The following is a 24208-nucleotide window of genomic DNA, read 5'->3' on the forward strand; positions in this document are numbered from 1 at the left end:
TCACCGGGGCTGCGCCCCGGACCCCGCCCTACGCCCTGACGGGCGTGGGCGGCAAGGCTGCGGTCGACCCCGGGTTGGGGGTGGCCCGTTCCGAGGCGGAACGGGCTGGCCCAACCCGGCCACCGGTGGATAGCCGCCGACGAAACGGCAACCAGGCACAGGGGGTGGCGGCGTGACCGCGACGCGACTTGACCTGGCAGGACGGCACGTCACCGTCGCAGGCCTGGGCGTGAGCGGCGTGCCTGCCGCCAAGGTCCTCCGGGACCTCGGGGCGCAGGTCACCGTCGTCGACGGTGCCGACCACGAGAAGGCCCGCGCCCAGGCGGCTGAGCTGCAAGCCCTTGGGATCACGGTCCGCCTTGGCGACGGCGCGACGCTGCCGGAGGGCACGGAGCTGATCGTCACGACCCCTGGGTGGAAGCCGAGCAGCCCGCTCTTCGCCGCGGCGGAAGCCGCCGGCGTGCCCGTCTGGGGCGACGTGGAGCTCGCCTGGCGCCTGCGCGACACCCCGTCGGGAAGGGCTCCGGCCCCCTGGCTGGCCGTCACCGGGACGAACGGCAAGACGACGACCGTCCAGATGCTGGCGAGCATCCTGCGGGCCGCAGGCCTGCGTACGGCGGCGGTCGGCAACATCGGCGTGTCACTCCTGGACGTGGTCCTCGGGGACGAGCCGTACGACGTGCTCGCGGTCGAGCTGTCCAGCTACCAGCTGCACTGGGCGCCCTCCATCCGCGCCCACTCCGCCGTCGTCCTCAATCTCGCGCCGGACCACCTGGACTGGCACGGCTCGATGGAGGCGTACGCGGCCGACAAGGGCCGGATCTACCAGGGCAACCAGGTCGCGTGCGTCTACAACGTCGCCGACCCGGCCACCGAAGCCCTCGTCCGTGAGGCGGACGTCGAAGAGGGCGCCCGGGCGATCGGGTTCACGCTGGGCAGCCCGCGGCCCTCCGAGTTCGGGGTCGTGGACGGCATCCTGCTCGACCGGGCCTTCGTCGAGGACCGGCAGAAGAACGCCCAGGAGCTGGCCGAGGTCTCCGACATCAACCCGCCGGCCCCGCACAACATCGCCAACGCCCTCGCCGCCGCAGCCCTGGCCCGCGCCTTCGGCGTGCCGCCGGCCGCCGTACGCGACGGTCTGCGGGCCTTCACGCCCGACGCCCACCGCATCGCGCACGTCGCCACCGTGAACGACGTCGCGTACGTGGACGACTCCAAGGCCACCAACACCCATGCCGCCGAGGCCTCGTTGGCGGCGTACGAGCCCGTCGTCTGGATCGCCGGGGGCCTCGCCAAGGGGGCCAGCTTCGACGACCTGGTGACGGGCGCCGCCAAGCGGCTGCGCGGCGTCGTGCTCATCGGCGCCGACCGCGCCCTCATCCGGGAAGCGCTCGCGCGACACGCGCCCGAGGTCCCGGTCGTCGACCTCGACCGCACCGACACTGGGGCGATGGCGGCGGCGGTCGCCGCAGCGGCCGGTCTCGCCCACCCCGGCGACACGGTCCTGCTGGCCCCGGCCTGTGCCTCGATGGACATGTTCGCGAACTACAACGTCCGCGGAGACGCCTTCGCCCAGGCCGTACGGGACTTGCCGACAGGCACGTAGGCATCAAGGAGGGACATGACGGCCGACGACCACGACGGCAGTCTCTTTTCCCGCGTCCGGGCTGTCGCGGGGGGAGCCGGGCAAGCCCTGCGCGATGCCCTGGTACCGAGATCCGTGCCCGGCTCCGTGCCGGCTGCCGCGGGCCTCGCCCTGCGGGAGCGCACCACGGCCCGCCCGTCACAGGCCTCCGTGCCCCGGCCGGGCGGCCGCCCACGGGCCCCGCACCCGCCCGGCGGGCCCCGCCGCCCCAGCGCCCTGCGCGGGGCCGTAGCGGCCTTCGAGAAGGCGAAGCGGGCCTGGGACCGCCCCCTGACGGCGTACTACGTGCTGCTCGGCAGCAGCCTGCTGATCACCGCGCTCGGCCTGGTGATGGTCTTCTCGGCCTCGCAGATCAAGGCCCTCGAATACGGCCTGCCGTCCACGTACTACTTCCGCAAGCAGCTCTTCGCCGCCTTCCTGGGCACCGGCCTGCTGATCACCGCCTCCCGACTCCCGGTCCGCCTGCACCGGGCCTTCGCGTATCCCCTGCTGCTGGGCTCGGCCTTCCTGATGTGCCTGGTCCAGGTGCCGGGGATAGGGGAGTCGGTCAACGGCAACCAGAACTGGCTCTATCTCGGCGGCCCCTTCCAGCTCCAGCCCAGCGAATTCGGCAAGCTCGCACTCGTCCTGTGGGGCGCGGACCTGCTGGCCCGCAAGGACGCCAAGAACCTGCTCGCCCAGTGGAAGCACATGCTGGTGCCGCTGGTCCCGGTCGCCTTCATGATCCTCGGCCTGATCATGCTCGGCGGCGACATGGGCACCGCCATCATCCTCACCGCGATCCTCTTCGGCCTGCTGTGGCTGGCCGGCGCCCCGACCAGGCTCTTCGCGGGCGTCCTCAGCGTCGCCGGCGTCATCGGCATCCTGCTCATCAAGACCAGCGGCAACCGCATGGACCGGCTCGCCTGCATCGGCGCGACCGAGGTGACTCCCGGTGGCGGCTGCTGGCAGGCCGTGCACGGGATCTACGCGCTCGCCTCCGGCGGATGGTTCGGTTCCGGTCTCGGCGCGAGTGTGGAAAAATGGGGCCAACTCCCCGAACCGCACACCGACTTCATCTTCGCCGTGACAGGGGAGGAACTGGGTCTGGCGGGGACGCTGTCGGTGCTCGCACTCTTCGCGGCTCTAGGCTATGCGGGTATCCGCGTGGCCGGTCGTACGGAGGACGCCTTCGTCAGGTTTGCCGCGGGAGGCGTGACGACGTGGATCACGGCCCAGGCCGTGGTCAACATCGGTGCGGTGCTCGGCCTGCTGCCGATCGCCGGAGTCCCGCTCCCGCTGTTCTCCTACGGGGGATCGGCTCTCCTGCCGACCATGTTCGCGATCGGGCTGCTGATCTGCTTCGCGAGAAGCGAGCCCGCGGCGCGAGCGGCACTGGCCGCGCGGGGACCCGGCTTCCTGACGGGAGCCACGAAACGGACGATGAGGCGGTTCGTCAGACGGCGGCCGTCCGGAGAGCGGTGAATTTCGGTGCATGTCGTACTCGCTGGTGGGGGGACCGCCGGCCACATCGAGCCCGCGCTCGCCCTCGCCGACGCCCTGCGCAGGCAGGACCCGACCGTGGGCATCACGGCGCTCGGCACGGAGCGCGGCCTGGAGACCCGACTGGTCCCGGAACGCGGCTACGACCTGGCACTCATCCCGGCTGTCCCACTGCCGCGCAGGCCCACGCCCGAGCTGATCACCGTCCCCGGGCGGCTGCGCGGCACGATCAAGGCCGCCGAGCAGATCCTCGAGCGTACGAAGGCCGACTGCGTCGTCGGCTTCGGCGGCTACGTGGCCCTGCCGGGGTATCTCGCGGCCAAGCGCCTCGGCGTGCCGATCGTCGTCCACGAGGCCAACGCCCGTCCGGGCCTCGCCAACAAGATCGGCTCCCGCTACGCCCACGCCGTCGCGGTCTCCACCCCCGACAGCAAGCTGCGCGACTCCCGCTACATCGGCATCCCGCTCCGCCGCTCCATCGCCACCCTCGACCGGGCCGCCGTCCGCCCCGAGGCCCGCGCCGCGTTCGGCCTCGACCCGAACCTGCCCACGCTGCTGGTCTCCGGCGGCTCCCAGGGCGCGCGCCGCCTCAACGAGGTCATCGCCACGGTCGCTCCGCGGCTGCAGCAGTCCGGCGTCCAGATCCTGCACGCCGTCGGCCCCAAGAACGAGCTCCCCCGGGCCGACAACATGCCCGGCATGCCGCAGTACCTGCCGGTGTCCTACCTGGACCGCATGGACCTCGCCTATGCCGCCGCCGACATGATGCTCTGCCGCGCCGGCGCCATGACCGTCGCCGAGCTCTCCGCGGTCGGCCTCCCCGCGGCGTACGTCCCGCTCCCCATCGGCAACGGCGAGCAGCGTCTCAACGCCCAGCCCGTCGTCAAGGCCGGCGGCGGCCTCCTCGTCGATGACGCCGAACTCACCCCCGAATGGGTCCTCTCCACCGTCCTCCCCGTCCTCACCGACCCCCACCGCCTCTACGAAATGTCCCGCGCCGCCGCGGAATTCGGCCGCCGCGACGCGGACGAGCTTCTCGTCGGCATGGTCTACGAAGCGGTGGCCGCGCGGCGCTGACCGCCCGGCCACGGACTGCCCCCAACCCACCGGTGTTCGGTGGGTTCCGGCACCAACGGCGCCGCGAAGCGCAAAATGGAGCCCGCCGACAGACACGCACCGCACTCCGGAGGGCCCCGTGGCCGCAACGACCACCGCCGAGCAGCAGCAAGCGGCCCCGCCGTCGGCGCCGGTACGGCGTCGGCGGGCCACCTTGGTGGTCCTGATCGCGGCGACCGTGCTGGTCGCGGGCGGCACGTGGTTGCTGTACGGCTCGTCCTGGCTGCGGGTCACGCAGGTGAAGGTAACCGGCACCAAGGTGCTGACGCCGGTCGAGGTGGAGGCGGCGGCAGCGGTGCCGCTGGGGGGTCCGCTGGCGTCGGCGGACACGGACGGGATCGCGAGCCGGCTGAGGAAGCGGCTGCCCCGGATCGACCATGTGGACGTGGAACGGTCATGGCCGCACACGATCGCGCTGAAAGTGACCGAGAGAACGCCCGCCGCCCTTCTCGAAAGTAACGGAAAGTACGTCGAAGTGGACGCGGGCGGAGTCCGCTTCGCCACCATCGACAGCGCCCCGAGCGGGGTCCCGCTGGTGGAATTGACGCCGGCTCATGGCGCCGGCTACCGCTATTTCGGGACAAAGACACTGCTGCGGGCGGCCGTGAAAGTGGCCGGTGAGCTCCCGGACGCCGTGCGCCGCCAGGCGCGGGTCGTCCGGGTCACTTCCTACGACGGCATCACCGTCCGGCTGTCGGGCGGGCGGACCGTCGTATGGGGGAGCGCGGAGAACGGCGCGGAGAAAGCCGCCGTGCTCACGGCACTGATGAAAGCGGCGAAAGGCGCGGATCAGTTCGACGTGAGCGCTCCCACTTCGCCTGCGGCGTCACGTAGTTGACCAAACCGTTGACGGGACCCGTACCCTGGTTGGTCCGGCAGGTGCGTGATCACATAGGGTCAAAAGAAAAACGGGAGGGTTCGGCGTGTTCGTTGAACGCGAACCGCTTGTCGATTTAGTGTCCTGTCCCAAAGAGAAACATGCGGGACAGGCACACTGGTAACCCTAAACCTCACGGTTAGGGTTCGGGTCGGCCGGCGTTGAACCGTCCCCGCCCCACAGGCATACGTAACTCGAGGCGAGAGGCCTTCGACGTGGCAGCACCGCAGAACTACCTCGCAGTCATCAAGGTCGTCGGCATCGGCGGCGGTGGCGTGAACGCCATCAACCGGATGATCGAGGTCGGTCTCAAGGGCGTCGAGTTCATCGCGATCAATACCGATGCGCAGGCCCTGCTGATGAGCGACGCCGACGTCAAGCTTGATGTCGGCCGTGAACTCACCCGTGGTCTGGGTGCCGGCGCGAACCCCGATGTCGGCCGAAAGGCCGCCGAGGACCACCGCGAGGAGATCGAAGAGGTGCTCAAGGGCGCCGACATGGTCTTCGTCACCGCGGGAGAGGGCGGCGGCACCGGCACCGGTGGCGCGCCCGTGGTCGCTCATATCGCTCGCTCGCTGGGCGCCCTGACGATCGGTGTGGTCACCCGGCCGTTCACCTTCGAGGGCCGCCGCCGCGCCAACCAGGCAGAGGACGGCATCGCGGGTCTCCGCGAGAACGTCGACACCCTCATCGTGATCCCCAACGACCGGCTCCTGTCGATCTCCGACCGTCAGGTCAGTGTGCTGGACGCCTTCCGGTCGGCGGACCAGGTCCTGCTGTCCGGCGTGCAGGGCATCACGGACCTGATCACCACCCCCGGCCTCATCAACCTCGACTTCGCCGATGTGAAGTCCGTGATGTCCGAGGCGGGTTCGGCCCTCATGGGCATCGGTTCCGCCCGCGGCGACGACAGGGCGGTCGCTGCCGCGGAGATGGCCATCTCCTCGCCCCTCCTGGAAGCCTCCATCGACGGCGCCCGGGGCGTCCTGCTCTCCATCTCCGGCGGCTCCGACCTCGGCCTGTTCGAGATCAACGAGTCGGCTCAGCTGGTGAGTGAGGCGGCCCACCCCGAGGCCAACATCATCTTCGGCGCGGTCATCGACGACGCGCTCGGCGACGAGGTCCGGGTCACCGTCATCGCGGCCGGCTTCGACGGCGGGCAGCCGCCGACCCGTAACCGCGACAAGGTGCTCGGCGCGTACAGCGGCCCCCGCGAGGACGGCTCGGCCTCCTCCGGTGCCCCGACCCCGCCCCGGATCGAGACCCCGCGCTCCACGTACAGCGGTCTCGGCAGCGTCACGCCTCGTGAGGAGGAGCCGGAGCCGGTCGCGGAGGTCGCCCCGGCCACCCCGATCACCCCGCAGGTTCCCCCGGCCCGTCCCTACCAGGACACCACGGCCGAGGAACTGGACGTCCCCGACTTCCTCAAGTAGACGCAGCAGCACGTGATAACGCAGAGCCACGCAGTACCGGGCGGCGCGCACTTCGCCTTCACCGACAGGTGGGGCGGGGTGAGCGCCGCTCCGTACGACAGCCTCAATCTCGGCGGCGCGGTCGGCGACGACCCCGCCTCGGTGCTGGCCAACCGCGAACTGGCCGCCCGCTCGCTGGGCCTCGATCCGGCGCAGGTCGTCTGGATGCACCAGGTGCACGGCAACGAGGTCGTGATGGTCGCCGCCCCCTGGGGTGACGGTCCGGTCCCGGAGGCCGACGCGGTGGTCACCACCCGGCCCGGTCTCGCCCTCGCTGTCCTCACCGCCGACTGTGTCCCGGTCCTGCTGGCCGATCCGGTCGCCGGGGTCGCCGCCGCCGCGCACGCCGGCCGCCCGGGTCTGGTCGCCGGGGTGGTGCCCGCCGCTGTGGAGGCCATGGTCGGACTCGGCGCCAGTCCGGAGCGGATCATCGCGGTCACCGGCCCGTCCGTCTGCGGCAGCTGCTACGAGGTGCCGGAGGCGATGCGCGACGAGGTCGCCACCGTCGTCCCGGAGTCCCGGGCGACCACCGGCTGGGGTACGCCGTCGGTGGATGTCGCGGTCGGCGTGCATGCCCAGCTCGCCCGGCTCGGTGTGCGGAACAGTGAGAAATCCGATATCTGCACGATGGAGTCCGGGGATCACTTCTCGTACCGCCGCGAGCGCAGCACAGGACGGCTCGCGGGATATGTCTGGTTGGATGGCGGCATCTCGTGACCGATCGAAGAACCGAACTCGCCCGGAATCTGGCCCGAGTTGAACAGCGGATCGCCGACGCGTGCGCGGCCGCGGGCCGGGACCGGAGCGAGGTGACCCTGATCGTGGTCACCAAGACCTACCCCGCCAGCGATGTGATGATCATCTCGGAACTCGGCGTGCGCCATGTCGCGGAGAACCGCGACCAGGACGCCGCCCCCAAGGCCGCCGCCTGCGCGGATCTGCCCCTGACCTGGCACTTTGTCGGCCAGTTGCAGACCAACAAGGTCCGTTCCGTGATCCGTTACGCCGATGTCGTGCACTCGGTCGACCGGCTGAAGCTGGTCGACGCCCTGTCGGCCGCCGTACTGAAGTCCGACCGCGCCGACCGCGAACTGGGCTGTCTGGTGCAGGTCGCCCTGGACGCCGAGGCCGGCGCGCAGGGCAGCCGGGGCGGAATCGCACCCGATGCCGTCGAAGGGATCGCCGAAGCGATCGCGGCGGCTCCGGCGCTGCGCCTTGACGGGGTGATGACGGTCGCACCGCTGGCCGGACCGTACGCGGGTCAACCCCGCGCCGCCTTCGATCGGCTGGCGGAAATCTCATCCTTGCTGCGCGCGACGCATCCGACTGCGAACATGGTCTCGGCAGGGATGAGTGCGGACCTAGAGGAAGCGGTGGCTGCCGGTGCGACACATGTACGCGTCGGTAGCGCGGTGCTCGGAGTCCGTCCCGGGCTCGGGTAACGTCACCAAACAAGTCGGACCACACCAAAAATATGGTCTTTCCCCGCTGAGAGGACGCAGAGCATGGCCGGCGCGATGCGCAAGATGGCGGTCTACCTCGGCCTCGTGGAGGACGACGGGTACGACGGCCCGGGCTTCGACCCGGACGACGAGTTCGAGCCGGAACCGGAGCCCGAGCGTCCCCGCCGCCCGCACCAGTCCCATCAGGCGACACAACAGGACGAACCCGCACGTATCGTGCATGCTCCCGCCCCGAGGGAACCACGAATCGCCCCAGTGGCATCTATCACACAAGAACGTCATAGCCTGGAGAAGAACGCACCGGTGATCATGCCTAAGGTCGTGTCCGAACGAGAGCCGTACCGGATCACGACGCTTCACCCCCGGACGTACAACGAAGCCCGTACGATCGGGGAACACTTCCGCGAGGGGACCCCGGTGATCATGAATCTGACGGAGATGGACGACACGGACGCGAAGCGTCTTGTCGACTTCGCCGCCGGTCTGGTCTTCGGCCTCCATGGCAGCATCGAGCGAGTGACACAAAAGGTGTTCCTGCTGTCGCCTGCTAACGTCGATGTCACGGCGGAGGACAAGGCCCGCATCGCCGAGGGCGGGTTCTTCAATCAGAGCTGATTTACGGAACCGCAGGAACCCGGCCGAAGGGCCACTGGACGAGCAAGGGAGTTGTCAGCGCGATGGACATCGCACTCCAGGTGCTGTGGATCGCGCTGATGTGTTTCCTGATTGTCCTGATTTTCCGATTGGTGATGGACTACGTCTTCCAGTTCGCCCGTTCGTGGCACCCTGGCAAGCCGATGGTGGTCGTGCTGGAAGCCACCTACACTGTCACCGATCCGCCGCTCAAGCTTCTGCGGCGGTTCATTCCGCCGCTGCGTCTCGGGGGCGTGGCGCTCGACCTGTCCTTCTTCGTATTGATGATCATCGTGTACATCCTGCTTACCGTCGTAGGGAGCTTGCGAGGATGACCGATGCGGGCTCCCGATATGCCGACGATCACGTTGAGGTGAAGAGATGCCGCTGACCCCCGAGGACGTTCGTAACAAGCAGTTCACGACCGTCCGCCTCCGAGAAGGCTATGACGAGGACGAGGTCGACGCCTTCCTCGACGAGGTCGAGGCGGAGCTGACAAGGCTCCTACGAGAAAACGAAGACCTGCGAGCCAAACTGGCCGCGGCCACCCGAGCCGCCGCCCAGAACCAGCAGCAGGGCATGCGCAAGCCCGAGCAGCAGGACGGCCGAGGCCCCGGCGCCCCCGTGCCTGCCGCCATATCAGGCCCGCAGCCGGTACCGCCGCAGCAGATGGGTCCGCCCCAGCTGCCCGGCGCCCCGCAGCTGCCTGCCGGCCCCAGCTCGATGCAGCAGGGCGGTCCCATGCAGCAGCAGGGCCCCGGCCCGATGCAGCAGGGCGGCCCCATGGGTCAGATGGGCCAGGGCCCGATGGGTCAGGGTCAGATGGGCCAAGGCCAGATGGGCCAGCAGATGGGCCAGGGCCAGCTCGGTCAGGGCCCCGGCCCGATGGGCCAGCACCCCATGCAGGGCGGCCCCACCATGGGCGGCCACCCCATGCAGCAGCAGGGCCCCGGCGGCGACAGTGCCGCGCGTGTGCTCTCGCTTGCCCAGCAGACCGCTGACCAGGCGATCGCGGAGGCCCGTTCCGAGGCCAACAAGATCGTCGGCGAGGCGCGCAGCCGCGCCGAGGGCCTTGAGCGGGACGCCCGTGCGAAGGCTGACGCCCTTGAGCGGGACGCGCAGGAGAAGCACCGCGTCGCGATGGGCTCCCTCGAGTCCGCGCGCGCCACGCTTGAGCGCAAGGTCGAGGACCTGCGCGGCTTCGAGCGCGAGTACCGGACGCGACTGAAGTCGTACCTGGAGAGCCAGCTCCGTCAGCTGGAGAACCAGGCCGACGACTCGCTCGCCCCGCCGCGTACGCCCGCCGCTGCCTCCCTGTCCTCCTCTGCGGGCATGGGCGGCGGCACCATGGGTGGCGGCATGGCCTCCGCCGGTGCGGGTGCCATGGGTCACACCAGCGGTGCCGGCCAGTCCTACGGCGGCCAGGGCATGGGCGGCCACAACGGCCCCAGCCCGACCTACGGTGGCCAGCAGCAGATGTCGCCCGCGATGACCCAGCCCATGGCTCCGGTCCGCCCGCAGGCGCCCCAGCCGCTGCAGCAGGCGCCCACGCCGATGCGTGGCTTCCTGATCGACGAGGACGACAACTAGTCGTCGGTCCCACCCGCACCACACAGGGCCGGGCCCCCGAGGAATCGCTTCCTCAGGGGCCCGGCCCTTTTGTCGTCCGCGGCGTTTGTCGTCCCCGGGGCACCGTCGTCAGTGCGGAGCGCAGGGTCTCCAGGAGCCTGTGCTCGACGTTCTCGCCGGAGGTGTGCGCCTGCACCCTCACGCCCAGGTCGTCGGCGGGCCGGCCGTAGCAGTCGGCGATCAGGCCCGCAGGCTGCGTACGATCTCCAACCGGGGGGCCGCCTTGCCGTGCTTCCCTCCTGATCTCGTCGGCATCGGATGACGCCGCGAGTTTCTGTCGTCCGATGCCTTCTTGGCGCAGTGTGACAGGCACAGGCAGGCCGCCGCGATCGTCTTCCTCGCCTCGGACGCCGCCGGCGACATCACCGGTGTGATCCTGCCCGTGGACAACGGCTGGTCGGCTGTCCGACGGCCCGCTTTCGTGTCTGGGCCACGGGTTTACGCGCGGAGATGTAATTGCACTTTGCAGGGTGTGGATTTCGATGTGTTCCCGGCAGTGCTCCGCACCGTATTCCGATGATCTTTTTTCGGGGGTCCGGCCAGGCGATCTTGGGTAGCGATGTGACCGACAGTGACTGCAACTTGGCCTGGTTTAGCCGGACTTGGCGCAAACCGAGCGGTAGCTTTCTTACGGGGCGTCGGGAAAAGTGGGAATTACCGACGATGTTGTTGGCGTATCAGGGAATCGCTCCGGTACTGTCCCGGAACATGAGAAAGGCCCTGGCCAAGGTTTGGCGACCGCCAGGGCCCTACCTCATGCAATTGTCCACAGAACAGAGGACGTTGAGATGATCCCTGATCCGTGCCCGGGCAGTCGGCCGTGGTGGCCGCCGCTCGGAGCTTCCGACCGTAACATGCCGTCGTTGCGGGCAGCCGAAACCTGCTCCACGCTGAAATTTTCAGGTGACGTGCGGCTCGGTTTCTTCCTGGCGGTGATCGTTTACCCGCTGATTCTGATCCAGCAGCCCTCGGCGGCGCCGGAGTTGCTGTCCGTGGCCGTGATCCTCGGCGGTATGGCGAATCGTTCCCGTCTGCGCCTGCGCTGGCACCGGCGCGCCTGAACGCCCCGCGGGCGGGACCGCGCGGTCCCGCCCGCTCCGTCGGAACTCCCCACCAGCGCGAGGACATTCACCCACCCATGGCGCGTCGTACCGCGGTCTGCGAGATCTGCATGACCTCCTTCACCCCTGACAAGCCCCTCGGACGTCTTCCGCGGCGCTGTTCGCAGTCCTCCTGCCGCCGTGCGGCCGGTCCTTCCGACGACCACGCCGTCCATGACGACTGGGGCCGGCGCTTCACGGACGACCTGGTCAGCCTGGCCGTACGCATGCGGCAGCAGGCCGACGCCGACACCACGGCGGAGGACTCCGTCGCCCTGCTGGAGCAGGTGGCCGAACTGCGGGACCTCACCGAATACCTGACCCGGGTCGCCATCTTCAAGGCCCGGACGCGACACGCCATCAGCTGGGGGGACATCGGGCGCATCCTCAAGCTCGACGGGAAGACCGTCTCCAAGCGCTGGGCACCGGGCAACACGCTGTCGAAGGTGTACCACCGGCTCGGCGGTGGCGCCCCGGCGGACGACGCCACCGCACGAGCCGTCCCGCACCCGGGTCCTGACCCCGCGACAGTCGCCGACTCCGTGCCGCCGGCCACCGACGCGCCGGTCCCCAGGTACTTTCTGCGCGCGTCGCAGGCTCCCCCGACCGGCTGGTGGCCACCGCCCTCCTGGCCCACCTGGCCCGCCGCCGTGTGGCCCTCGGCGTCCGTCAAGGACCCCCAGCCGGACCGGACCGGGCGATGACCACGATGGCCGCCATGAATCCGAGCCCGCCACTGGCGCTGCCGGACACCTTCCTCGCCTTCCACACGCTGCGCTGGATCCCCTACCTGCGCTACGCCTGCCAGCGGCTGGACTCGGCCGATATCGCCGACCAGGCCGTACGCGAGACGTTCGGGGATCTGGCCATCACCTGGCCCCAGGTGCTGGGCGGCCCCAACCCGCCCGCCCACGCCTGGCGGCTGCTCAACAACCGCATACGCCGCCACGCGGCCGGCACCGGTACGCGCCGGTGCCGGCTGGCCGGGCCGGACGACGACATCACGGTGCTGCACTATCTCCAGTGCCCGCCCGAGCAGATCGCCGACCTCACCGGCATGAACGCCAGGACGGTCCGGGCCCTCCTCGCCCGGCGCTGCGGGTGAGGAGGGCTGTGGGCCTTACCGCTTGCGCAGGCGGAACGTCAGGCCCAGGGCCTCGTCCGTGAACGCGGCGCCGTAGGAGTCGTCAGCCTCGCCCTCCGCGAAGTCGGTCGCGAGGACCTCGTCGGCGACGAGCCCGGAGTGCTCGCCAAGGGCGGAGGAGAGCTCCGCGTCGGCCGACTGCCAGCGCAGGGCGATGCGGTCGGCGACGTCGAGGCCGGAGTTCTTGCGGGCCTCCTGGATGAGACGGATGGCGTCGCGGGCGAGGCCGGCACGGCGCAGCTCCGGCGTGATCTCCAGGTCGAGGGCGACCGTCGCACCCGAGTCGGAGGCGACGGACCAGCCCTCGCGCGGGGTCTCGGTGATGATGACCTCGTCCGGGGAGAGGGCCACCGCCTCGCCGTCCACGTCGACCGAGGCCGTGCCGTCGCGCAGGGCGGCCGAGAGGGCCGCGGCGTCGGCGCCGGCGATGGACTTGGCGACGGCCTGGACGCCCTTGCCGAAGCGCTTGCCCAGGGCGCGGAAGTTGGCCTTGGCCGTGGTGTCGACCAGGGAGCCGCCGACCTCGCTCAGCGAGGCGAGCCCGGCCACGTTCAGCTCTTCCGCGATCTGGGCGCGCAGCTCGTCACCCAGCGCCTCGAAGCCGGTGGCCGCGACCAGGGCACGGGACAGCGGCTGGCGGGTCTTGACGCCGGACTCGGCCCGCGTGGCACGGCCCAGCTCGACCAGCCTCCGTACGAGCGCCATCTGCTCGGACAGCGTCGGGTCGATCAGGTCCGGGTCGGCGGCCGGCCAGTCGGCGAGGTGTACGGACCCGGGGGCGGCCGGGTCGACGGGCACGACCAGGTCCTGCCACACGCGCTCGGTGATGAACGGCACCAGCGGCGCCATGAGCCGGCTGACGGTCTCGACCACGTCGTGCAGGGTGCGCAGCGCCGCCGCGTCGCCCTGCCAGAAGCGGCGCCGCGAGCGCCGCACGTACCAGTTGGACAGGTCGTCGACGAAGGCGGACAGCAGCTTGCCGGCGCGCTGGGTGTCGTAGGACTCCAGAGACTCCGTCACATCCCGTACGAGCGCGTGCAGTTCGCCGAGCAGCCAGCGGTCGATCAGCGGGCGGTCCAGGCGGGCCGGGTCGGTGTCGCCGGGGGCCCAACCGGCCGTACGGGCGTAGAGGGCCTGGAAGGCGACGGTGTTCCAGTACGTGAGGAGCGTCTTGCGGACGACCTCCTGGATGGTGCCGTGGCCGACCCGCCGCGCGGCCCAGGGGGAGCCGCCGGCGGCCATGAACCACCGCACGGCGTCGGCGCCGTGCTGGTCCATCAGCGGGATGGGCTGGAGGATGTTGCCGAGGTGCTTGGACATCTTCCAGCCGTCCTCGGCGAGGATGTGGCCGAGGCAGACGACGTTCTCGTACGCGTTGCGGTCGAAGACCAGCGTGCCGACGGCCATGAGCGTGTAGAACCAGCCGCGGGTCTGGTCGATCGCCTCGGAGATGAACTGCGCGGGATAGGTGCGCTCGAAGACCTCCTTGTTGCGGTACGGGTAGCCCCACTGCGCGAACGGCATGGACCCGGAGTCGTACCAGGCGTCGATGACCTCGGGGACGCGGGTGGCCGTGGCCGAGCAGCCGGACTCGGAGCAGTCGAAGGTGACCGCGTCGATGTACGGGCGGTGCGGGTCCAGGCCGGCCTGGTCGGTGCCGGTGAGGTCGGAGAGCTCGCTGAGGGAGCCGACGCAGGTGAGGTGGCCCTCGGTGCAGCGCCAGATGGGCAGCGGGGTGCCCCAGTAGCGGTTGCGGGACAGGGCCCAGTCGACGTTGTTGTTCAGCCAGTCGCCGAAGCGGCCGTGCTTGACCGACTCGGGGTACCAGTTGGTGCGCTCGTTCTCGCGCAGCAGGGCGTCCTTGACGGCGGTGGTGCGTACGTACCAGGACGGCTGCGCGTAGTAGAGCAGCGCGGTGTGGCAGCGCCAGCAGTGCGGGTAGCTGTGCTCGTACGGAACGTGGCGGAAGAGCAGCCCGCGCTCCTGGAGGTCGGCGACCAGCTTCTCGTCGGCCTTCTTGAAGAAGACACCGCCGACCAGGGGCACCTCCTCCTTGAAGGTGCCGTCGGGGCGGACCGGGTTGACCACCGGCAGCCCGTACGCGCGGCAGACCTTCAGGTCGTCCTCACCGAAGGCGGGGGACTGGTGGACCAGACCGGTGCCGTCCTCCGTGGTGACGTACTCGGCGTTGACGACGTAGTGCGCGTCCGGGATCTCCACGAGGTCGAAGGGCCGCCGGTACGTCCAGCGCTCCATCTCGCGGCCGGTGAAGGACTGCCCGGTGGCCTCCCAGCCTTCCCCGAGCGCCTTGCCGAGCAGTGGCTCCGCGACGACCAGCTTCTCCTCGCCGTTCGTGGCGACGACGTAACGGACGTCGGGGTGCGCGGCGACGGCGGTGTTGGAGACCAGGGTCCAGGGGGTCGTCGTCCAGACCAGCAGCGCGGCCTCGCCCGCGAGGGGGCCGGAGGTCAGCGGGAAGCGGACGAAGACGGAGGGGTCGATGATCGTCTCGTAGCCCTGCGCGAGCTCGTGGTCCGACAGGCCCGTCTCGTCGCGCGGACACCAGGGCGCGACGCGGTGGTCCTGGACCAGCAGGCCCTTGTCGAAGATCTGCTTCAGCGACCACCAGACCGACTCGATGTAGCCCGGGTCCATGGTCCGGTACGCGTCGTCCAGGTCCACCCAGTAGCCCATGCGGGTGGTCAGCTCGGTGAAGGCGTCGGTGTGCCGGGTCACGGACTCGCGGCACTTCGCGTTGAACTCCGCGATGCCGTACGCCTCGATGTCCTTCTTGCCGGAGAAGCCCAGCTCCTTCTCGACCGCCAGCTCCACGGGCAGGCCGTGGCAGTCCCAGCCGGCCTTACGGGTCACATGGTTGCCCTGCATGGTCTTGAAGCGCGGGAACACGTCCTTGAAGACGCGGGCCTCGATGTGGTGGGCGCCCGGCATGCCGTTGGCGGTGGGCGGGCCCTCGTAGAAGACCCACTCGGGCTTGCCCTCACTCTGCTCCAGGGAGCGCGCGAAGATCTTGTTCTCCTGCCAGAACGCGAGCACCTCGTGCTCCAGCGCGGGCAGGTCGACCTGGGCGGGGACCTGGCGGTACTGCGTCATCGGATTCTGCCTCCGGCGGACATGTCATTTCCGTCCGGAGGGACGAAAGCCACACGCTGTGCGCGCTGCTTCCGCGGTACCACCCTCCTTGACCGCGGACGGGTCCGTCCGCAGCCCCCTCATTGGGGTCGCGCTGCCGGTTCTACTCGCCCTCGCGGGCTTTCCTCCGGCGGCTCCGGGGTGATCTTCACGTCGCGCACACCCCCGGGCTTCCACCGTCCCCGGGTCGCTACTGGCTGCGTGCGGCGCTACTCGTCCCCTTCGACGCCTTTCGCTTCGCCCAGTGTACGGGGCCCGGGGGCGCGCCGTCGGCAGGTTTCCGGGTGGGCGGGGCGTGACCCGAATGGCCCGGTCAGCTTCGCCCTACCCGGAAGAACCGGAATACCTGGCGGTCAGCTGGGCACAACGGTTGCAGACCTCCTCCCGATCCGGGCATGGCGGGCGAATCCGGCGGCGAGCCCCGTTGCCGCGGCTCCGGAGTCGATTTATCGTTCCGGCACGATTCGCGCGCAAGATCACCATATGTGAAGGGGCCGCGTCCATGGTGGCGAAGAGAACGGCTGCGCCGGGCAGACCGGTAAGCGGTGCGGCCAAGAAGGCCGCCCCTGCGAAGGCGGCCAAGCAGGCGGCCAAGAAGACGGCGGCCAAGAAATCCGCGACCACGAAAACCGCGACGACCAAGAAGGCCACGGCGAAGAAGACCGCGCCCAGGAAGGCCGCGGTGAAGAAGACGGTGGCCACCAAAACCGTGGCCAAGACAACGGTGGCGACGAAGGCCGTGCCCAAGACGGCGGCGACGAAGACGCCGGCGAAAACGACCGCGGCGAAGAAGACCGCCGCGAAGAAGAGCCCGGCGGCCGCTGCCAAGGGCCGCGCTGCCGCGAAGCCGCCCACACCGGCTCCGGCGTCCGGCAAGGCAACCCCGGTCAAGAAGGCCGCGTCCGCCAAGAAGGCGGCTCCGGCCACCCGCAAGGCCTCGGAACCGGTGAAACCCATGAAACCGGCGAAGAAGAGGGCGGCATCCGCCGTCAAGGCAGCGAAGTCCACGAAGACGGGAGCCCAGAAGGTGGTTGCTAAGAAGACCGCGGCCGGGACGGCCGTGCCCAAGGCGACAGCCGTGCCCACGCCCCGCATCGCGGTGCCCGGGGAACTGCCCGTACGGCCGGGCGAGGATCCGTGGACCGCGGAGGAGGTCGACGAGGCGCGCACCGAGCTGCTCGCCGAGGGGACCCGGCTCCGGGCCGAGATCGCGACCTCGGAGGCCGCGGTCGCCGGGCTGCTGCGCGACTCCGGCGACGGAGCCGGTGACGACCAGGCGGACACCGGTACGAAGAACATCACGCGCGAGCACGAGATGTCGCTGGCCGCCAACGCCCGCGAGATGCTGGCCCAGACCGAGCACGCACTGGACCGGCTGGACACGGGCACGTACGGCCTGTGCGAGTCGTGCGGCAACCCCATCGGCAAGGCCAGGATGCAGGCCTTCCCCCGGGCCACGCTGTGCATGGACTGCAAGCAGAAGCAGGAACGCCGCTGACCCACCGCCGAGCCGTACGCCTGTGCCGTAACGTAACCTCGTCCTCGTCAGGAAGGGACGTACGTACATGGCGAACGCGGAGCCCACCATCGGTACGCAGCAGGACGAGGCCACGGCCGAGCCCACCCGCAAGGGCTCGCGTCGGATCGCCGTGCTGCTCGGCGTGGCGGCGCTGGCGTACGCTCTGGACCTGGTCAGCAAGATCTGGGTCGTGACCAGCCTCGAAGGGCATGCGCCGATCGACGTCTTCGGCCAGTACCTGCGCCTGGAGGCGATTCGCAACGCCGGCGCGGCCTTCGGCTTCGGCCAGGGGATGACGATCGTCTTCACGATCATCGCGACCAGCGTGATCTTCGTGATCGCGCGGATCGCCCGCAAGCTCTACAGCGTGCCCTGGGCGATCGCGCTCGGCCTGCTGCTCGGCGGCGCCTTCGGCAACCTCACGGACCGGGTCTTCCGTGCTCCGGGCTTCCTGGAGGGGCATGTGGTGGACTTCATCGCGCCCGCCCACTTCGCGGTCTTCAACCTGGCCGACTCGGCGATCGTCTGTGGCGGCATCCTGATCGTGCTGCTGTCCTTCAAGGGCCTGGACCCGGACGGCACCGTCCACAAGGACTGAGTACCGCGCCGAGTCCGTCATACTCGATCGGGTGAGCACCCTTCCCCAGAGCACCCCCGAGATCCGCACCCTGCCCGTACCCGACGGCCTCGAAGGCGAGCGGGTCGACGCCGCCATCGCCCGTATGTTCGGATTCTCGCGGACCAAGGCGGCCGAGCTGGCCGCCGCCGGGAAGGTCACCATCGACGGCAGCGCCGCCGGCAAGTCCGACCGCGTCAGCGGCGGCGCCTGGCTCGAGGTCGAGCTGCCCGCCCCGCCGCGCCCGGTCGAGATCGTCGCCGAGCCGGTGCCGGGCATGAAGATCGTGTACGAGGACGATCACGTCGTCGTCATCGACAAGCCGGTCGGCGTCGCCGCCCACCCCAGCCCCGGCTGGACCGGCACCACCGTCATCGGCGGCCTGGCCGCCGCGGGCTACCGCATCTCCACGTCGGGTGCGGCCGAGCGCCAGGGCATCGTGCACCGGCTGGACGTCGGCACGTCCGGGCTGATGGTCGTGGCCAAGTCGGAGATCGCGTACACCCTGCTCAAGCAGCAGTTCCGCGAGCGGACCGTGGACAAGCGCTACCACGCGCTCGTGCAGGGCCACCCGGACCCGATGAGCGGCACCATCGACGCGCCGATCGGCCGCCACCCCACCCACGACTACAAGTGGGCCGTCGTCGCCGACGGCAAGGCCAGCGTCACCCACTACGACCTGGTCGAGGCCTTCCGCGCGGCCTCGCTGCTCGACATCAAGCTCGAGACCGGCCGCACCCACCAGATCCGCGTCCACATGTCCGCCCACCGCCACCCCTGCGTCGGCGACCTCACCTACGGCGCCGACCCCACGCTCGCCAAGCGGCTCGGGCTCACCCGGCAGTGGCTGCACGCCGTCCGGCTCGGCTTCGAGCACCCCGAGGACGGCCGCTGGGTGGAGTTCGAGAGCGACTACCCGGACGACCTGCAGCACGCCCTCGACACGGTCCGGAGCGACAGTGCCTGAGCCCGAGCCCGAGCCCGAGCCCGAGCCCGGGCCTGGGCCTGGGTCTGGGCTGTACGACGTGCGGGTCGCCGAGACCCCGGCCGACCTGGCGGCGTGCTTCGCCGTACGGCGTGAGGTCTTCGTCGACGAGCAGAAGGTCCCCGCCGAGCTCGAGATCGACCAGAACGACGAGCCCGGCGCCAAGGCCGTCCACGTCCTTGCGACCGGCCCCGACGGCCCCCTCGGCGCCGGACGCCTCCTCCTCGGCGACGACGGCGTCGGCACCCTCGGCCGCCTCGCCGTCACCCGCGCCGCCCGCGGCCTCGGCCTCGGCGCCGCCCTGGTCCGCGCCATCGAGAACGAGGCCCGCCGCATCGGCCTCTCGGCCGTCGAGCTGCACTCGCAGACGCACGCGGTGCGCTTCTACGAACGGCTGGGATACGTGGCGTACGGCCCGGAGTACGAAGAGGCGGGCATCGCGCACCAGTCGATGCGGCGCGCTTTGAGCTAGTGCCGCGCCCGGCGAGGGTGCGCACCGCGAAGGTGGTGGCCGGGGCCGCGTCGGCGTCTGAACGTTCTCCTACAACCCGGATGAGCCCCCGGCAGGGCCGCCGCCAACCGGTCGGCGCGCCGTGGGCGCGTGGCAGGCTGTTCGGCGTGGATCAACTCGCGCTCTTCTTCGCCCTGATGCTGGCGGCGATCGTGATGGTGCCCCTGGGGGACCGGCTCGGGCTGCCGACGCCGGTGCTGATGACGCTGCTCGGGATGGCGATGGCGCTGCTGCCGTTCGTCCCGAACGTGGCGATCAACCCGGACCTCATCCTGCCGCTGGTGCTGCCGCCGCTGCTCTACGCCGCCGTACAGCGCACGTCGTGGCGGCAGTTCGCCGCCAACAAGCGGCCGATCTTCCTGCTCGCCGTGGCTCTGGTCTTCATCACCATGGCGGCCGTCGCCGCCGTGGCCCGCTCGGTCGTGCCGGGCATCACGCTCGCCGCGGCGGTCGCGCTCGGGGCGCTGGTCGCGCCGCCCGATCCGGTCGCGGCGACGGCGGTGGCGGGGAAGCTGGGGCTGCCGCGCCGGTTGATCTCGATCCTGGAGGGCGAGGGACTGTTCAACGACGTCACGGCGATCGTGCTCTACAACGTGGCGATCGCGGCCGTCGTCACCGGCAGCTTCTCCTGGCCGAAAGCCCTCGGCGAGCTGGTCCTGTCGGCGGTCGTCGCGGTCGCCGTCGGCGTGGTGCTGGGCTGGGCCGCGGGCAAGCTCATGGGCCTGGTCGACGATCCCACGCTGCAGATCGGCCTGACGCTGCTGGTCCCCTTCGCCTCGTACGCGATCGCCGACACCGCGCACGGTTCCGGTGTGCTCGCCGTGCTGACCACGGCGCTCTTCCTGGCCGAACACGTCGCCGACGCCGACGACGTGACGGGCCGACTGGCCGGCGGCACCTTCTGGGAGGTCGTCGACACGCTCGTCACCGGGGTCGCCTTCGGCCTGATCGGGCTGGAGCTGCACAAAGTCCTCGGCGTCGGCTCCGGCCGCTGGGGCACGATGGTCGCCCACGCGGGACTGGTCGTCGCCGTGGTCATCGGCGTACGACTGCTGTGGCTGCTGCCGGCCGCGTACCTCGCCAAGCGCATGCACCGCCGGCGGGACCTGGACGAGGACATCCCGATGAGCTGGCGGGAGACCGCCGTCATGTGGTGGGCCGGCATGCGCGGCGTGGCCTCCATCGCGCTCGCGCTGGCCATTCCGCTCCGTACGGACGCCGGCAGCGCCTTCCCGGCCCGCGACGAGGTGCTTTTCATCGCCTTCAGCGTCGTCCTGAGCACGCTGGTCCTGCAGGGCCTCACCCTGCCCTGGATCGTGAAGCGGCTCGGCGTCAGCAGCGACATCGAGGCGGAGCACGACCTGGAACGGATGCTCGCGCTGCGGGCCATGATGGCCGCCAAGCACCGCCTGAAGGAGATCGAGCAGGTGGAGGAACTGCCGGAGGAACTTGCCGAGCAGCTGCAGCGGCGGGCGGTGGACGTCGGCGTACGGATCTGTCCCGACATCCTGTCCGAGGAGCGGCGCGAGACCCACAAGAAGCGGGTCGGGCGGATCAAGACCGTTCAGCGGATCCAGGGCGAGATGCTGTCCGCCGCCCGGCACGAGGTGCTGTCGGCCCGGAGCGAGCCGGGATACGACCCGGAGATCGTCGACCGGGTGCTGCGACAGCTCGACCTGCGCAGCCTGCGGGGGACCGCTCCGCGCAGCGGGAGCACGAACACGCACCCGTAGGAGCCGGTGCTCAGTGGGAGCCGGGGCCCGGGCCCATGTACTCGGAGTTGGGGGCGGCCTGCTTACGGATGGGGGCCTCCGCGAGGCCGGGCGCGGGGGCGGTGTTGATGCGGGGGAGGGCGTAGGGGTGCTCGCGGCGGAGCCATTCGATGAGCTGCTCGCGGATGATGCAGCGTACGTTCCAGATGTCGTCGGCGTCCTTGGCCGTGGCCAGGGCGCGGACCTGGATGGTGGAGGGCGTGGTGTCGGTGACGACGAGGCCCCAGGCGCGGCCGTCCCACTGCTCGCACTCCTTGAGGACCTGGTGGAGGCGTTCACGCATCAGGTCGATCGGGGTGGCGTGGTCGAGGTGGAAGAAGACGGTGCCGGTCATGCGGGGGTTGCCGCGTGACCAGTTCTCGAAGGGCTTGCTGGTGAAGTACGAGACCGGCATGGTGATGCGCCGCTCGTCCCAGGTGTTCACGACCAGATAGGTCAGCGTGATCTCCTCGACCTTCCCCCACTCGCCCTCGACGACCACCACGTCGCCGATCCGCACCACGTCGCCGAAGGCGATCTGCAGCCCGGCGAAGAGATTCGACAGCGTCGACTGGGCCGCGACACCGGCGACGACGCCGATCACACCCGCCGAGGCCAGCATGGACGTACCGACCGTCCGCATCGCGGGGAAGGTCAGCAGCATCGCCGCCACCGCCACCACCCCGACGATCGCGGACACCACCCGCTGGATGAGCGTCACCTGCGTACGGACCCGCCGCACCCGCGCCGGGTCGTGGGTACTGGACGCGTACCGCGAGTACGTGGCCTCCACGACGGCCACCGCCACCCGCACCACCAGCCAGGCGCAGGCCCCGATCAGCACCAGGGTCAGTGCCTGCCCGATGGCCGCGTCGTGGCGGCGGCCGAGATGCGCGGCCTCGTAGGAGCCCCGCAACAGCGCGGCCAGGAGCGCCAGTTGAAGTGGCAGCCGACACCGGCGCAGCAGGTCCCACAGTGGCGTCTCGGGGTGCCGGGCGTCGACACGGCGCAGCGCCATGTCGACCACCCAGCCCACGGCGAGGGTCAGGACAACGGCGCCACCGGCCACGATGATCGGGCGGATGACGTTCTCCATGCTTTGAACGGTAGCTGGCACCATGGTCGCGTACCCGACCCCGAGCGAAGGCAGACCCGTGAATATCGTCCTCTTCCACTCGGCCTACGGCTTGCGTCCGGCCGTGCACGCCGCCGCCGACCGGCTGCGAGCGGCCGGTCACGAGGTGCACGTGCCCGACCTCTACGACGGCCGTACCACCGAGAGCCTGGAGGAGGGCCTGGCCATCCGGGAGGAGATCGGCCGCGACGAACTCCTCATGCGCGCCGTCACCGTCTCCGGACCCCTCTCCGAGCACGGCCTGGTCTACGCCGGCTTCTCCCTCGGCGGCTCCATCGCCCAGAACCTCGCCCTCGCCGACTCCAAGGCCCGCGGCCTGCTCCTCCTCCACGGCACCTCCGACCTCGCCGACGACGCCACCGCCCCCGGCCTCCCCGTCCAGCTCCACGTCGCCGACCCCGACCCCTTCGAGTCCGACGACTGGCTCAACGCCTGGTACCTCCGGATGCGCAAAGCCGGCGCCGACGTCGAAGTCCACCGCTACCGCGGCGCCGGCCACCTCTACACCGACCCCGCCCTCGACGACCACGACCCGGACGCCACCGAACGGACCTGGGCCATCGCCCTCGACTTCCTGGCCGACCTGGCCGACCTGGACGCCGAGTAGAACGGCAGCCGCCTCCAACTCGTCGAGACGCTGGAGGCGGCAGCCCACACTGCGGATATCCACCGCGCCCTCCCCCAACTCGCCGTCTGGGCCCAAACTCAGCGGGCGGCCGCGCTGTCGATCCAGGCGACGACGGCGTTGACCGTGGCGTCGTCGAGCCGCTGCGCGATGGTGTGCACCGCGGAGCTGTCCCCCGGCAGCGGGGGCACCCCCGCCGAAATGAGCGCGGCATGGAGCTCGACCCAGCGCGCGTCGATGGCGGACAGGGCATGGGGCACGCTCGCGGCGGCGGCCGCGGGCGCGGCGAGGTAGTAGTCGCCGCCGACTGACTGCAGTGGAGTGGAGAGAAGGCTCATGGTGTTTCCTCTCGGATCTCGGGCCACGTCGCCCGGACTTGCCGAACAGGACAACCCCCGGCGTCCCGCCGGTTGCGTCCCGGCCCCCGGCTTCACTCGTCCGGCCGCGTCGCGGCCCGCGGAGAGCCCAACTCCATGATCAGTACACCGGGAAGTGACCGTCCTCGCACCGCGATGCGCACCGCGCAAGTGCGCATGAGGGAGGTAGCCGCACAATGTGGCTGACCAGCATGGACGGTTGATGAGCTTAGGGCCTCCGGAGTACTCCTACGATCGATAGAGAGGCGCAATCAAGAGGCCGGCTCATCAGCTCGATTCGCGCCTCCATCGCCGTCTCCGTGGCGGTTTCGCCTTTCTTCCAACTCAACCGCATATACGGCGCTCAGGTCCCCATACAGGACTGACGCCCATCTAAGGCTCTTCCACCAAGGCGCCTCGGGGGTCAGTCCTAGGGCATGTAACATGCGGCGCCGCACCGGCCGAGGCCAGTGTCGCCAGCCTTCAGAGACGTCGTCGCTGGTCAACCAGCGAATAATCTTGGCTTCTCGATTTGATCCAAGCCGCACCCACTCAATGGGTGCGCCAACCATTATGGATAGGACGCCATCGGAGTTGGCTGTACCGCGGGATTCAGAGAATTGACCGCAGAACCGTGCACCCCCACTCAGCATCCACATATGGAAGTTACCGTGGCCGCCCTCGCCGCGTATTCTCCAGTAGTGCCCATCCAGAACGGAATCTTCATGCATCCGACCGCTCGACGTCCACACCCTCTCGTAATAGAATCGATGAACCCTCCACGATCGACCTTCGAATTCCCTTCCGGCGTGTCGCAACTTCAGGAGTTCGATGGACCAGGGCAGATCTTCTGATCCATCAAGGCTCCAGAGAGAGTGTTCACGTTCTTCTTGTGGCCCCCATTCGACTCCGCGTGTTGGCAACTCCGTGGGCTCTGAAATTACCCTCCTGCTCGGCGGGTACGTTATTTGCCACCACCAACCGTACAGAAAGCCGCGT

22 protein-coding genes and 1 pseudogene are annotated in these 24208 nt (G+C 70.1%); 20 read left to right on the plus strand and 3 right to left on the minus strand.

From position 1 onward, the window contains the following. Positions 1-172 precede the first annotated feature (172 nt). The 14 genes and pseudogenes from murD (at position 173) to ACFXJ5_RS14980 (ending at position 12522) form a co-directional block, all read left to right on the plus strand. Positions 173-1606 carry a UDP-N-acetylmuramoyl-L-alanine--D-glutamate ligase gene (gene murD / locus ACFXJ5_RS14915; RefSeq protein ID WP_384630778.1) on the plus strand — a complete coding sequence of 478 codons (1434 nt, stop codon included), beginning with the start codon at positions 173-175 and terminating at the stop codon, positions 1604-1606. 15 nt (positions 1607-1621) lie between these two features. Then, complete coding sequence (gene ftsW, locus ACFXJ5_RS14920; protein WP_384630779.1) at positions 1622-3109, plus strand: putative lipid II flippase FtsW; 1488 nt, start codon at positions 1622-1624, stop codon at positions 3107-3109. Between the two features lie 6 nt (positions 3110-3115). Further along, a complete protein-coding gene (gene murG, locus ACFXJ5_RS14925; RefSeq protein ID WP_384630780.1) occupies positions 3116-4204 on the plus strand; it encodes an undecaprenyldiphospho-muramoylpentapeptide beta-N-acetylglucosaminyltransferase in 1089 nt (362 codons plus the stop codon). 118 nt (positions 4205-4322) lie between these two features. Further along, on the plus strand, positions 4323-5081 hold the full coding sequence (locus ACFXJ5_RS14930) for a cell division protein FtsQ/DivIB (protein ID WP_384630781.1): 759 nt from the start codon (positions 4323-4325) through the stop codon (positions 5079-5081). 254 nt (positions 5082-5335) lie between these two features. Continuing rightward, the gene (gene ftsZ, locus ACFXJ5_RS14935) at positions 5336-6553 is read left to right on the plus strand and encodes a cell division protein FtsZ (protein ID WP_384630782.1); all 1218 of its coding nucleotides are present in this window, start codon (positions 5336-5338) and stop codon (positions 6551-6553) included. Between the two features lie 15 nt (positions 6554-6568). Continuing rightward, on the plus strand, positions 6569-7309 hold the full coding sequence (gene pgeF, locus ACFXJ5_RS14940) for a peptidoglycan editing factor PgeF (RefSeq protein ID WP_384630915.1): 741 nt from the start codon (positions 6569-6571) through the stop codon (positions 7307-7309). After that, positions 7306-8034, plus strand: a complete 729-nt coding sequence (locus ACFXJ5_RS14945; protein ID WP_384630783.1) for a YggS family pyridoxal phosphate-dependent enzyme — start codon at positions 7306-7308, stop codon at positions 8032-8034. Before pgeF ends, ACFXJ5_RS14945 begins: the two co-directional genes overlap by 4 nt. Before the next feature lie 63 nt (positions 8035-8097). Beyond that, positions 8098-8670 carry a cell division protein SepF gene (locus ACFXJ5_RS14950; RefSeq protein WP_384630784.1) on the plus strand — a complete coding sequence of 191 codons (573 nt, stop codon included), beginning with the start codon at positions 8098-8100 and terminating at the stop codon, positions 8668-8670. 62 nt (positions 8671-8732) lie between these two features. Next, a complete protein-coding gene (locus tag ACFXJ5_RS14955; protein WP_384630785.1) occupies positions 8733-9023 on the plus strand; it encodes a YggT family protein in 291 nt (96 codons plus the stop codon). A gap of 46 nt (positions 9024-9069) precedes the next feature. Next, positions 9070-10278 carry a DivIVA domain-containing protein gene (locus ACFXJ5_RS14960; protein ID WP_384630786.1) on the plus strand — a complete coding sequence of 403 codons (1209 nt, stop codon included), beginning with the start codon at positions 9070-9072 and terminating at the stop codon, positions 10276-10278. A gap of 355 nt (positions 10279-10633) precedes the next feature. Then, positions 10634-10723 (plus strand): annotated as a pseudogene (locus tag ACFXJ5_RS14965) (3-ketoacyl-ACP reductase); the annotation flags it as partial. Between the two features lie 457 nt (positions 10724-11180). Further along, positions 11181-11378 (plus strand): hypothetical protein, encoded by a 198-nt coding sequence (locus ACFXJ5_RS14970; RefSeq protein ID WP_384630787.1) that lies wholly within the window; start codon positions 11181-11183, stop codon positions 11376-11378. 77 nt (positions 11379-11455) lie between these two features. Beyond that, positions 11456-12121, plus strand: a complete 666-nt coding sequence (locus ACFXJ5_RS14975; protein ID WP_384630788.1) for a hypothetical protein — start codon at positions 11456-11458, stop codon at positions 12119-12121. After that, positions 12118-12522 carry a hypothetical protein gene (locus tag ACFXJ5_RS14980; RefSeq protein WP_384630789.1) on the plus strand — a complete coding sequence of 135 codons (405 nt, stop codon included), beginning with the start codon at positions 12118-12120 and terminating at the stop codon, positions 12520-12522. The genes ACFXJ5_RS14975 and ACFXJ5_RS14980 overlap by 4 nt, the downstream gene beginning before the upstream one ends. A 15-nt stretch (positions 12523-12537) precedes the next feature. Here ACFXJ5_RS14980 and ileS read toward each other — a convergent pair whose 3' ends face one another. Beyond that, on the minus strand, positions 12538-15672 hold the full coding sequence (ileS, locus tag ACFXJ5_RS14985) for an isoleucine--tRNA ligase (RefSeq protein ID WP_384630790.1): 3135 nt from the start codon (positions 15670-15672) through the stop codon (positions 12538-12540). A gap of 541 nt (positions 15673-16213) precedes the next feature. Between ileS and ACFXJ5_RS14990 the strand changes: the two genes are divergently transcribed. From ACFXJ5_RS14990 to ACFXJ5_RS15010, 5 genes are all read left to right on the plus strand, one after another. Further along, positions 16214-17209: a TraR/DksA family transcriptional regulator gene (locus tag ACFXJ5_RS14990; protein WP_384630791.1), complete on the plus strand. Its 996-nt coding sequence runs from the start codon at positions 16214-16216 to the stop codon at positions 17207-17209. A gap of 67 nt (positions 17210-17276) precedes the next feature. After that, on the plus strand, positions 17277-17828 hold the full coding sequence (lspA, locus tag ACFXJ5_RS14995; RefSeq protein ID WP_384630792.1) for a signal peptidase II: 552 nt from the start codon (positions 17277-17279) through the stop codon (positions 17826-17828). 31 nt (positions 17829-17859) lie between these two features. Continuing rightward, positions 17860-18813 carry an RluA family pseudouridine synthase gene (locus ACFXJ5_RS15000; protein ID WP_384630793.1) on the plus strand — a complete coding sequence of 318 codons (954 nt, stop codon included), beginning with the start codon at positions 17860-17862 and terminating at the stop codon, positions 18811-18813. Between the two features lie 49 nt (positions 18814-18862). Beyond that, positions 18863-19303 (plus strand): GNAT family N-acetyltransferase, encoded by a 441-nt coding sequence (locus ACFXJ5_RS15005; protein ID WP_384630916.1) that lies wholly within the window; start codon positions 18863-18865, stop codon positions 19301-19303. Between the two features lie 146 nt (positions 19304-19449). Further along, on the plus strand, positions 19450-21075 hold the full coding sequence (locus ACFXJ5_RS15010; RefSeq protein WP_384630794.1) for a Na+/H+ antiporter: 1626 nt from the start codon (positions 19450-19452) through the stop codon (positions 21073-21075). A 10-nt stretch (positions 21076-21085) separates the two neighbouring features. Here ACFXJ5_RS15010 and ACFXJ5_RS15015 read toward each other — a convergent pair whose 3' ends face one another. Continuing rightward, positions 21086-22189, minus strand: a complete 1104-nt coding sequence (locus ACFXJ5_RS15015) for a mechanosensitive ion channel family protein (RefSeq protein ID WP_384630795.1) — start codon at positions 22187-22189, stop codon at positions 21086-21088. A gap of 22 nt (positions 22190-22211) precedes the next feature. Between ACFXJ5_RS15015 and ACFXJ5_RS15020 the strand changes: the two genes are divergently transcribed. Next, positions 22212-22835, plus strand: a complete 624-nt coding sequence (locus ACFXJ5_RS15020) for a dienelactone hydrolase family protein (protein WP_384630796.1) — start codon at positions 22212-22214, stop codon at positions 22833-22835. Positions 22836-22933: 98 nt separating this feature from the next. Here ACFXJ5_RS15020 and ACFXJ5_RS15025 read toward each other — a convergent pair whose 3' ends face one another. Next, complete coding sequence (locus tag ACFXJ5_RS15025; RefSeq protein WP_384630797.1) at positions 22934-23191, minus strand: hypothetical protein; 258 nt, start codon at positions 23189-23191, stop codon at positions 22934-22936. Between the last annotated feature and the right edge of the window lie 1017 nt (positions 23192-24208).

Source organism: Streptomyces sp. NPDC059373, assembly GCF_042751495.1.
GTDB lineage: Bacteria > Actinomycetota > Actinomycetes > Streptomycetales > Streptomycetaceae > Actinacidiphila.